8 protein-coding genes are annotated in these 10965 nt (G+C 61.9%); 4 read left to right on the forward strand and 4 right to left on the reverse strand.

Features of this window, described 5'->3' with window-relative positions; translation table 11 throughout:
• Window positions 1-40: 40 nt before the first annotated feature.
• Window positions 41-2038 carry a BCCT family transporter gene (locus tag ABD283_RS05580; RefSeq protein WP_344224003.1) on the reverse strand — a complete coding sequence of 666 codons (1998 nt, stop codon included), beginning with the start codon at window positions 2036-2038 and terminating at the stop codon, window positions 41-43.
• Between the two features lie 334 nt (window positions 2039-2372).
• Here ABD283_RS05580 and dnaK point away from each other — a divergent pair, with 334 nt between their 5' ends.
• The 4 genes from dnaK to ABD283_RS05600 all read left to right on the forward strand — a co-directional run bounded on the left by dnaK (window position 2373) and on the right by ABD283_RS05600 (window position 6447).
• A complete protein-coding gene (gene dnaK, locus ABD283_RS05585; protein WP_344224004.1) occupies window positions 2373-4238 on the forward strand; it encodes a molecular chaperone DnaK in 1866 nt (621 codons plus the stop codon).
• A complete protein-coding gene (locus ABD283_RS05590) occupies window positions 4235-4876 on the forward strand; it encodes a nucleotide exchange factor GrpE (RefSeq protein ID WP_344224005.1) in 642 nt (213 codons plus the stop codon). The genes dnaK and ABD283_RS05590 overlap by 4 nt, the downstream gene beginning before the upstream one ends.
• A 91-nt stretch (window positions 4877-4967) precedes the next feature.
• Window positions 4968-5999: a DnaJ C-terminal domain-containing protein gene (locus tag ABD283_RS05595; RefSeq protein ID WP_344224006.1), complete on the forward strand. Its 1032-nt coding sequence runs from the start codon at window positions 4968-4970 to the stop codon at window positions 5997-5999.
• Between the two features lies 1 nt (window position 6000).
• Window positions 6001-6447 carry a heat shock protein transcriptional repressor HspR gene (locus tag ABD283_RS05600; RefSeq protein WP_344224007.1) on the forward strand — a complete coding sequence of 149 codons (447 nt, stop codon included), beginning with the start codon at window positions 6001-6003 and terminating at the stop codon, window positions 6445-6447.
• Window positions 6448-6526: 79 nt separating this feature from the next.
• Here ABD283_RS05600 and ABD283_RS05605 read toward each other — a convergent pair whose 3' ends face one another.
• The 3 genes from ABD283_RS05605 to ABD283_RS05615 all read right to left on the reverse strand — a co-directional run bounded on the left by ABD283_RS05605 (window position 6527) and on the right by ABD283_RS05615 (window position 10622).
• Window positions 6527-8410: a BCCT family transporter gene (locus ABD283_RS05605; protein ID WP_344224011.1), complete on the reverse strand. Its 1884-nt coding sequence runs from the start codon at window positions 8408-8410 to the stop codon at window positions 6527-6529.
• 335 nt (window positions 8411-8745) lie between these two features.
• On the reverse strand, window positions 8746-9813 hold the full coding sequence (locus tag ABD283_RS05610) for a PASTA domain-containing protein (protein ID WP_344224008.1): 1068 nt from the start codon (window positions 9811-9813) through the stop codon (window positions 8746-8748).
• Window positions 9814-9845: 32 nt separating this feature from the next.
• Window positions 9846-10622 (reverse strand): hypothetical protein, encoded by a 777-nt coding sequence (locus ABD283_RS05615; protein WP_344224009.1) that lies wholly within the window; start codon window positions 10620-10622, stop codon window positions 9846-9848.
• Between the last annotated feature and the right edge of the window lie 343 nt (window positions 10623-10965).

Consider the following 10965-nt stretch of genomic DNA (forward strand, 5'->3'; position numbering starts at 1 on the left):
GCCCCCATTGAAGGAACGGTCAGTTACTGACCACTTCTGCTTACTTCTCTGGCGAGTCCGCGCCCTGTTGCCAGGGGGCTTTCTCATCCGGGGTGGTTTCAGCGATGTCGTCCACGGGGGACGAGGACCAAGCGGTCTGGTACTCGAAGTCGATCTCCTGGCCGTCCTCATCCGTCTGGCGGTACCACTCGGTGACGGACGGGTCGTGCGAGTCGAAGTCCTGACCGGCGGCACGGTGGCCCTCAGCATGCTCGACCTGCAGGGCGAAGTCATCGCCGTGTTCGGCCAGGCCGGCGGAGATCGCCTTGTCCATGGCGGCCGAGGCAAATTGTGAACGCAGTGTGGCCGGGTCCTTCCGGAGATCCTTGAACAGCGAGATCATCATGCCGCACATAATCACTGCGAAGGGCAGTGCGGAGACGATCACCAGGTTCTGCATACCTGCCAGGGCATTGTCACCACCGACCAACAGCATCACGATGGCGATACCGGCCAGGCACAGGCCCCAGAAGATCACAATCCACTTGGCCGGGACCGGCTTGCCGCGCTGAGTCATGGTGCCCATGACCACGGACGCGGAGTCTGCACTGGTCACGAAGAAGATGCCGATCACGATCATGGCCAGCACGGAGGTGATGGCTGACAGGGGCAGCTGGTCGAGCAACCCGAACAGCATGGATTCTGCGCCGTCCTCCACTGTCAGGTTGGCGCCGTTCTGCGCGTAGTACATGGCGGCACCGCCGAACACGACGAACCACAGGACACACACGGACGCCGGCACCACGAGCACCACGGTCACGAACTGACGAATGGTGCGACCTCGGGAGATCTTGGCGATGAACATGCCCACGAACGGCGCCCAGGACATCCACCAAGCCCAGTAGTACACGGTCCAGGTGCTGGAGAACTCAGCGGCTGCGGGTCCCCACGCGGCCGACTGGCCGGTCATGAACAGGTACTCGGAGATGTAGGTGGAGAACACGGATGGGATCAGGCTGAGCATGAACACCGTGGGTCCCACGACGAACACGAACAGGGCCAGGATGAAGGCGAGCACCAGGTTGGTGTTGGAGAGGTAGCGGATACCACGGGACACCCCTGACACCGCCGAGATGATGAACGCGATCGACAGAATGCAAATGACCACGATGGCCGTTGAGTTACCGGCCGAGCCGATACCGCCCACGATGTTCAGACCTTGGGAAATCTGAATCGCACCGAAGCCCAATGACGCAGCGGTGCCGAACAGGGTTGCGAAGATCGCGAACACGTCGATGAGCTTGCCCAGAGTGCCTTCCACCTGACGCTGGCCGAGGAGCGTGGTGAAGATGCGGGAGATCAATGGTGGACGGCCGCGGCGGTACGCGCCGTAAGCCACGGAGACACCCACCACTGCGTAAATGGCCCAGGGGTTCAGTGCCCAGTGGAACGCGGTCTGGACCAGGGAGTACACGACCATTGAGTTGCCGCCGGCCTCGGCCACACCCTCAAAACCGGGGATGCCACCTTCGAAGTAGGTCATGGGCTCGAACGCGCCGTAGAACATCAGACCGATACCCATGCCCGCTGCGAAGAGCATGGCGAGCCAGGAGAAGAACGAGTACTCGGGCGGCTCGTTGTCGCGGCCGAGCTTGATGCGGCCGGTGCGGGTGAAACCGATGACCAGCATGAAGAGCACTGCTGCGGTGGAGAGCAGGATGAAGAACCATCCGGTGTTGGCAGTGACCCAGGCCAAGGCCGTGGAAGACACATTGGTCAGTGTCTCGGTGGAGAGGGTTCCCCACAGGATGAAGCCCAGGATCAGGGCTGCGGTGACCACGAAGACCACCTTGTCCGTGCCGAAGGACAGTTTGCGATCTTCCACGCCGACACCCGGGACCAGCGCCGGGTGGATGCCGTGGGGATAGGTCAGCTCGTCGAAAATTCGACGGGGTTTGCTGCGGTTGTCCCGGTAGATGATTTCACCGTTGGGGGGTTCTGCGGTTCCGGTCGAACTGGAACCGGGTTGGTTCTCTGGAGAGTGTGGCGGCGTGCTCAAGACGGTCCTCCTGGACATGGCGTCGAGTGAATGAATCGTGGAATCGAGTAGGGGCGAATCTCCTCAGTAGGGCGGGTCCTGTGTTGCTCGGCATGCGCCGATAAGATCCGCGCGCGCAAACACACGATTGTATCGAGTTCTCGGTGATTAGCCAGACTGCCCGAATATTACGGTGCCGACCCTCCATCCAGAGCCTTGAGCGGGGTCGGCTCAACTTAACTTGACATCTGACGCTCATATGGCAGACTTGAGTCACGAAAGCTCAAGTTTGATCTTGCGGGTTCTCGCCCAGCAGGCGAATCCCGATGCAACACAGTCAAGGAAAGGACATTCAATGTCTCGTGCAGTAGGTATTGACCTCGGTACTACCAACTCCGTGGTGTCTGTTCTCGAAGGCGGCGAGCCCACCGTGATCGCCAACGCCGAGGGCAACCGCACCACCCCCTCCGTCGTGGCATTCTCCAAGGACGGTGAAACCCTGGTGGGTGACGTCGCCAAGCGCCAGGCAGTGACCAACGTGGACCGCACCATCGCATCGGTCAAGCGCCACATGGGCACCGACTGGTCCACCGAGATCGACGGTAAGACCTACACCCCGCAGGAAGTCTCGGCCCGTACGCTCATGAAGCTCAAGGCGGATGCGGAGTCCTACCTGGGTGACAAGGTGACGGACGCCGTGATCACTGTTCCCGCGTACTTCAACGACGCCGAGCGTCAGGCCACCAAGGAAGCCGGCGAGGTCGCCGGTATGAACGTGCTGCGTATCGTCAATGAGCCCACCGCTGCGGCTCTGGCCTACGGCCTGGAAAAGGGCAAGGAAGACGAGCTCATCCTGGTCTTCGACCTCGGTGGCGGTACCTTCGACGTCTCCCTGCTGGAAGTTGGCAAGGACGAGGATGATTTCTCCACCATTCAGGTGCGCGCCACAGCCGGTGACAACCGCCTGGGCGGTGACGACTGGGATCAGCGCATCGTGGATTGGCTGCTTCAGCAGGTCAAGTCCAAGACCGGCGCGGACCTGTCCAAGGACAAGATCGCTCTGCAGCGTCTGAAGGAAGCCGCTGAGCAGGCCAAGAAGGAACTGTCCTCGGCCACCTCGACCAACATCTCTCTGCAGTACCTGTCCGTGACCCCCGAGGGCCCGGTGCACTTGGACGAGCGCTTGAGCCGTGCCAAGTTCCAGGAACTGACCGAGGATCTGCTGGCGCGGACCGAGAAGCCCTTCAAGGACGTCATCGCAGAAGCAGGCATCCAGGTTTCTGACATCGATCACGTGGTGCTCGTGGGTGGCTCCACCCGCATGCCCGCCGTGGTTGACAAGGTGACTGACATGGCCGGCAAGGCCCCCAATAAGGGCGTGAACCCGGATGAGGTCGTGGCCGTGGGTGCTGCGATCCAGGCCGGTGTGCTCAAGGGTGACCGCAAGGACGTCCTGCTGATCGACGTGACCCCGCTGTCCCTGGGTATCGAAACCAAGGGTGGTGTGATGACCAAGCTCATCGAGCGCAACACGGCCATCCCCACCAAGCGTTCCGAGACCTTCACGACCGCTGAGGACAACCAGCCCTCCGTGTCCATTCAGGTCTTCCAGGGCGAGCGTGAGTTCACCCGTGACAACAAGAACCTGGGCACCTTCGAGCTGACCGGTATCGCACCGGCTCCGCGTGGCCTGCCGCAGATCGAGGTCACCTTCGACATCGATGCCAACGGCATTGTGCACGTGTCCGCCAAGGACAAGGGCACCAACAAGGAACAGTCCATGACCATCACCGGTGGTACTTCCCTCTCCAAGGAAGACATCGACCGCATGGTCAAGGACGCCGAAGCCAACGCCGAGGCCGACAAGAAGCGCCGCGAGGCCGCTGATCTGCGCAACAACGCTGAGCAGCAGGCCTACTCCGTGGAGAAGCTGCTCAAGGAAGACGAGGGCAAGCTTCCGGAGGACGTCAAGTCCGAGGTCCAGGCAGACGTGGACGCCGTCAAGTCTGCGCTCGAGGGCGAAGACGACGACGCCGTGAAGACCGCTTTCGACAAGCTGCAGACCTCGCAGACCAAGATCGGTGAGGCCCTGTACGCCCAGGCTCAGGCCGACGGCGCTTCGGCAGATGCCGGCGCTGCGGACGCGGGCGAGGCTCCCAAGGAAGACGACGACATCGTTGACGCCGAGGTCGTCGACGATGAAGACAACGGAAAGAAGTGAGCATGAGCGATTCCGAGAACACCAAGGGCCACGGCCAGTCCGTGCCGGAGGAGGACCCGGAGCAGCCCGCTCAGAACCCGACCGGCGAAGCGCAGTCCCAGGGCGAACCGGGGTTGACCGTGGATGACATCCTCGGCACCCCGCAGTCCGAGGGCGTGGAAGCCGCCGATGCGGCGTCGTCGACCTCCGAGGACACCGCACCGGAAGGTGAAAATGCCGCGGAACGGCTCGCCAACGAGCGTCTTGATGACCTCCGTCGGTTGCAAGCGGAGTTCGTGAACTTCAAGAACCGCACCAACCGCGAGAAGGAACAGCTGCGGGACTTCGTGTCCGCGGACATGATCACCGCGCTGTTGCCGGTTCTGGACGACATCGAAGCCGCTCGCAAGGCGGGTGACCTCACGGACGGGCCGTTCGCGGCCATCGCCACCAAGCTCGAGGAAACGCTGACCCGTCAGGGGTTGGAACGACTCGGCGAGGTGGGGGCGGTCTTCGACCCGAACGTGCACGAGGCGGTACTGCAGCAGCCCACCGATGAGGTGGAACCGGACCACGTGTCCATGGTGCTGCGGTCCGGCTTCAAGATTGGTGACCGTGTGGTTCGCGCCGCACAGGTAGCCGTTGCGGCGCAGCCGTAAATTGAGTTGAGTGATTCAGGGCGGGTCTTCATGACGAGACCCGCCCTGAATCGACTGAATGACCACAAGCTTTTAAAGGAAAGGAGGCGTCATGGCCAGTCAGGACTGGATCGATAAGGATTTCTACAGCATCCTGGGCGTCTCCAAGGACGCATCCCAGGCCGACATCAAGAAGGCCTACCGCAAGCTGGCCCGTAAGTATCACCCGGACCAGAACGCCGGTGATGCTGCCGCGGAGAAAAAGTTCAAGGACATCACCGAGGCCAATTCGGTGCTGTCGGACCCCGAAGAACGTGAACAGTACGATGCGATCCGGGCCATGGGTTCCGGCGCTCGCTTCAGCGCGGGTGCCCCCGGTGGGGGCGCCTCGGGAGGCGCAAGCTTCGAGGATCTGTTCGGCGGAATGTTCGGTGGTGGAGGCGGCGGTCGCCGCACGAGCTACTCGACGTCCGGCGGTGCGGGATTCGAGGACCTGTTCGCGCAGTTCGGCGGACAAGGTGGCGGAACGCGTTTCGGCACCGGGGCCCCGGGAGGTTTCGGCGGTGCCGGTGGCTACGGTGGTTTCCAGGGCCCGCCCGCCAAGGGCGAGGATATCCACACCACCACGACCGTCCCGCTGCGTTCGGCCTACAACGGCACCACGGTGAAATTGCGCCGCGGAAACGGCCAGTCCACCACGGTGCGCGTGCCGCAGGGCGTCAAGGACGGTCAGCGTCTCAAGGTGTCCGGCAAGGGCCATTCCGGCCCGGGCGGTAACGGCGACCTGTTCGTGACCATCAAGGTCCAGGATCACCCGTTCTTCGCCCGCGACGGCCAGAACGTCACGGTCACCGTGCCGGTGACCGTGGGTGAGGCCGCGCTCGGAGCCACCATTGAGGTGCCCACCCTGGACGGAAACCACGTGAATGTGAGGATTCCCGCCGGGACATCCTCCGGTCGACGGTTCCGCGTCAAGGAAAAAGGGTTCACTTCCGGCGGGAAGACCGGCAACATGATTGTCACGGTCCAGATCGATCTGCCGGATACGTTGGACGAGAAGGCTCAAGAAGCGGTCACCGCGTTCGCGGAGGCCACAGAGTCCTTCGAACCCCGCGCCGGCTTGAGTGAGAAGGCAGCGCAGTGACATGGCACTTGATTTCACACAGCCCGTCTTTGTGATCTCGGTGGCTGCCGAGCTCGCGGACATGCACCCCCAGACCCTGCGGCAGTACGACCGCATGGGGTTGGTCACGCCCTCCCGAGCATCGGGCCGCGCGCGCCGCTACTCCCAGCTGGACGTGGAGAAACTGCGCCAGATCCAGGAACTGTCCCAGGAGGGCGTGTCCCTGGAGGGCATCAAGCGGATCATGCAGCTGGAGAACCAGGTGCGTGCGCTGCAGTCACGCGTCACGGAGCTGTCGGAGGAACTGGACCGCGAGCGGGAATCACGCCGTGAATCCTCCAAGATCTTCGCAGCGGGAGCTTCAGGCGATGTGGTGCGCATGTCGCGAGGTACCCGCCCCACGCCCCGCAAGGTGTCCCAGGCCCTCATGCTGTACCGCCCGGCCAAGGCGCACGGCGCAGGCGGCTAGTTGGGCGGCGTCGTCGTAACGCCACACGAAAAACGCGCCGGTCTCCCCGAAGGGAGGCCGGCGCGTTGTGCTGCTGCGGCTACTTTTCGGAATCGTCCTTGGTCGTGACGACGTCGTTCTCCTCCGTGTACTCGCCGGTCTCGTAGTCGTACGGGACGGGATTGCCGTCCTCGTCCGTGCGCTGGTACCAGTCGGTGACCTCGGGGGCGGTGGAATCGAAGTCCGCGCCCGCGGCCCACTTGCTCTTGTCTCCGGAGGCACGCTCGATAGACAGGGTGAAGTCATCGCCGTACTCGTCGATGCCGTGCCGGACGGACTTGTCGATAGCCCAGCGGGAATACTTCTCGCGAATGATCATGGGGTCGCGGCGCAGATCCTTGTGGAAGGCCACCACCATTCCGAACATGATCACGGTGAACGGCAGCGCGGTCACGGTGATCATGTTCTGCAGGCCCGTGAGCGCGTTCTGGCCACCCACCAGCAGCATGACCACGGCGATGCCGGCCATGCACAGGCCCCAGAACACCGTGACGGTCTTCTTGGGCTCGGGGTTGCCGCGCTGGGACATCTGCGATGCCACCACCGAGGCGGAATCCGCCGTGGTGATGAAGAAGATCGCGAGCATGATGACCACGATGCCAGCCATGATTCCTGCGCCGGGTAGCCCGTCCAGGACCACGAAGAAGATTTCCTCCGGGGCCGGCAGGGTGGCTGCGGTGCCGTCCGGTGCAATGGCATTGGACTCCATTTGCTGGTGGATCGCGGTTCCGCCGAGCACGGTGAACGCGAGCACCACGATGGACGAGGGGATCAACAGCACGCCCAGGATGAACTGGCGGATGGTGCGGCCGCGGGAAATTTTGGCCACGAACACGCCCACGAAGGGCGCCCAGGAAACCCACCAGGCCCAGTAGAACGTGGTCCACGAGGACAGGAACGCCTGCATGTCTTCACCGTCCGCCATGGACGCGGACAACATGTCGGGGAGCTCACCGAAGTAGGTCACCACCACGGACGGCACGAAGTTCAGCAGGAAAGCCGTGGGGCCCACGATGAAGAAGAACAATGCGAGGCTCACGGCCAGCACCATGTTGATGTTGGACAGCCAGCGAATGCCCTTGGCAATGCCGGACACGGCCGACGCGATGAAGCCGCCGGTCAGTACTGCAATGATGATGAGGGCCGCGTTATTGCCCGTGGGGCCCAGTCCCGCGAAAATTTCCACGCCGCGACCGATCTGCAATGCGCCGATACCCAACGAGGCGGCGGTGCCGAACAGCGTGGCAATGATGGCGAGCATGTCGATGATCTTGCCCGCGGTGTTGTCCGTATTGCCGTTGCGGAAGAACGGGGCGAACACGGAGCTCATGAGGGGCACGCGGCCGCGGCGGTAGGACGCATAGGCCACGGCCACACCCACCAGACCGTAAATGGCCCAGGCATTGAGCCCCCAGTGCAGGGCGGCTTGCGCGGCGGCCTTGGTCATGGCGTCCACGGTGGCGGGATCAGCGGACCCGGGACGCGGAGACAGGAAGTAGGTCATCGGCTCGAACGGGCCGAAGAAGATGATGCCGATACCGATACCCGCGGCGAACAGCATGGCCGCCCACGAGGCGGTGGAGTAGGTGGGCTTGTCATTGTCCAGACCCAGCGGGATGCGCCCGTACTTCGAGAGCGCCACATACAGCAGGTAGAGCAACAGGCCGATGGCCAGCACATTGAAGACCCAGCCCATGTTCACCATGGTCCAGTTCAACGCAGCGGTGGAAGCCGCCGTGAGTGATTCCGTGGCCAGAATGCCCCAGATGATGAACCCGACGATGAGCGCACCGGCCACACCCACCACCAGCTTGTCCACGCCGTAGCGGACTTTCTGGTCATCCACGGACACACCGGGCACCAACGCCGGGTGAATGTTGTGGGGGTAGCTGATCTCGCTCAGGAACGAACGCGTGGCGTCCATGCGGCTCGCTGGCCTGCGAACATCCACACGAGGTGGCGAAGGATCGGCCTGTGAATCAGCTGGATTGGGCGGCCGCTTACTACTGGAAGACACGGGGACTCCTGCGGGGGTAGTCGGTCAGCAACCTTTCCAGGTTAGGGTGGCCAACCACTTTTCCCCACATTTGGGTGACAGGAGTGCGCTGTGTGTACGGGGTGCATCTGAGGTGGCGCTGGAACCATGGCTCGCACCTGAGGGGCCGCTAGAACCCTTTCCGCCTTGCGAGAAGGTTCTAGCGGCCCCTTAGATGGTGGGGGAGGCGCTACCGGCGCCTTGGATGTTCCTCCGTGACTGAATTACTGACTGCTCGGGGAAGACGTGCTCTCCGGGGAGGCGGATTCACTCGGTTCTTCGGAAGCACTCTCCGAGGGGTTGGCCGATGACGAGGAGCCCGTCGAATCCGAGGAGCTTTCCTTCAGCCCGGTCGCCTGGAAGTCGCCGAACACCAAGCTGCAGTCACCCTGGTCTGCGTTCAGGCGGGCATCGATATTGAGTCGAATGACGTCGGCCACGGAGAACTTCACATCAACGGGGTTTGAGAACGTGACGTTGTATGTATTTTCCCCCAGCGGTCTGCCCTGCTCATTCGAGAACGTCACCGTGGCCTTGCAGGAAGTATCGCTCAAGGACGTATTGATGCCGAGCTTGCCCTCCACCTCGCTGTAATCCCCGGCGAGATTGACGCCAAACTCGTTCGACGACCTATTGAACGAACTATGGGACTCGAGCACCCAAGCTTCGGCATATTCCACGTTGCCGATTTCCGCACTTTCGGTCTGGGGGCCGGAAGATCCACCGGATGTGATGGGTTTAGTGTCCTTGAAAGGCATGCTCTGGGGCGGGCGCGCTACTTCCAAGGTCACGGTGGCAGCATTATTGTCGCCCGCCTCGGGGTCCTGCCCGACTACTTCACCGTTGGGCGCATCCGGCGCGAAGACATCCGTTTCTTCAACGGTGAATCCGAGCTTCTCAAGGTCTCGGCGCGCGTCATCAACGGAAGAGCCCATGACATTGGGAACAGCCGGCGGGTCCCCGGCGACTGTGAGTGTCACCTGAGGGCCATCGCCTCCGACCGGGGTGCCTTCCTCGGGATCTTGCGCAATCACTTGTCCAGCGTCTTCAGACGAGGACTCCACCTTGGAATCGAACCGCACACCCAGCTCCGTCAGCTGCTCCTCTGCGCTGGACTGATCCATACCCACGAGATCGGGAATCTCATTCGCGGTTGCAGCTTCAGCGGTGGACTCGACTGCGGCAGGTTCTTCGTTACCGGAATCGTCGGATGAGCCGCCGCCCCCGCAGGCGGTTAGCGCGAGCAGACAGGCTAGGGCCAGGCCGGCACCGGCCGTCGAACGTGAACGCATCTGTAGCTCCTATGGGTGAGGGGATGGGTCTGTTAGTTGAGGATCGCGTCGTCTATCGCTAAAACTTCACTGGTTGCATTGCAGGAAGAACCCAGTTCTGGACGATGCTGAGCGGAAATGGTGATGTTCAAGTCGCCTTTTTCCCGAGCGGTCGCTTGAATTCGCTGAATTGCGCCGTCGGATATCCGATAGTTTTCTGATATTCCTGCGCCCTGGGCGGTGACCGCATAGGATCCGGATGCACTGTCACCGGGATAGCCTTTAAGCGAGAAGCTCACTCTGTCGCCCTGCTCAAGCGCAGTGATGTCAAATGACGAGGACTCCTGGGGGCAGGACTTCGCCTGCATCTCCACGCCACTGACGGTTGCGGTGCTGCCGTCACGCTGAACTTGGTATCTCTCCGGAGCCGGGTGGACGCTCTCGATGAATGTCCGCTCGTCACTCGAATTGCCGCCTGATGGTGGGGGCCAGAACAGGGATACGGCCGCTAGAACGATGCCAACCGCGAATAAGGAGATGAACGCGATGAGAAATCTCCTGGTGCGCGCACTCCCGGGTTGTCGTTTCTGTCTGTGATGAAGGAACAGACATACGCATGCGGAAAGTAGCAGCACAAGAGACAACAGGTTGAGAATGGGTGGGGAATCAGGAAGTAAGTTCCACCCGGAATATCCAAAGACTTCGGGAATCTTGGGAACACCGGTAATCAGCCCCACAAGAGCGCCGAGGACTCCGATGGTATCTATGGTTTTTCTTCGCCATCGACCTGGATGGGTCGAGGTCGCACTCGTATTAGAGTCTTCCCCCACACTGCCCCCTGACCTGCATGAGCGCCCCACTCATGTCTTCTCCAGTGAGTGTGGGCACTAGGGCCCACGAGGATCAAGGGTTGGGGGAAGTAAAAGCCGAAAAGAGACCTATAAACATCATTGTTACGAGCTGCCGACTAGGAGAAACGTCATTTACATGACTAAACATGGAAATGGCAGATTCTCGCTCAGCACCAACCGCGACCAGCCGACCGCTCAGGTGTCATAAGCACCCTTGGACGCACCTCAAGGGTCATTAGAACCCATTTCACCGGGCGGATTCAACGGGTCATTGCAACAGGTACTCTTCGAGGGTTTCGTATGGGGTGGCGAACTGCAAGCG

It is taken from the genome of Kocuria atrinae (assembly GCF_039531425.1).
In the GTDB taxonomy this organism is placed as follows: Bacteria; Actinomycetota; Actinomycetes; order Actinomycetales; family Micrococcaceae; genus Kocuria; species Kocuria atrinae.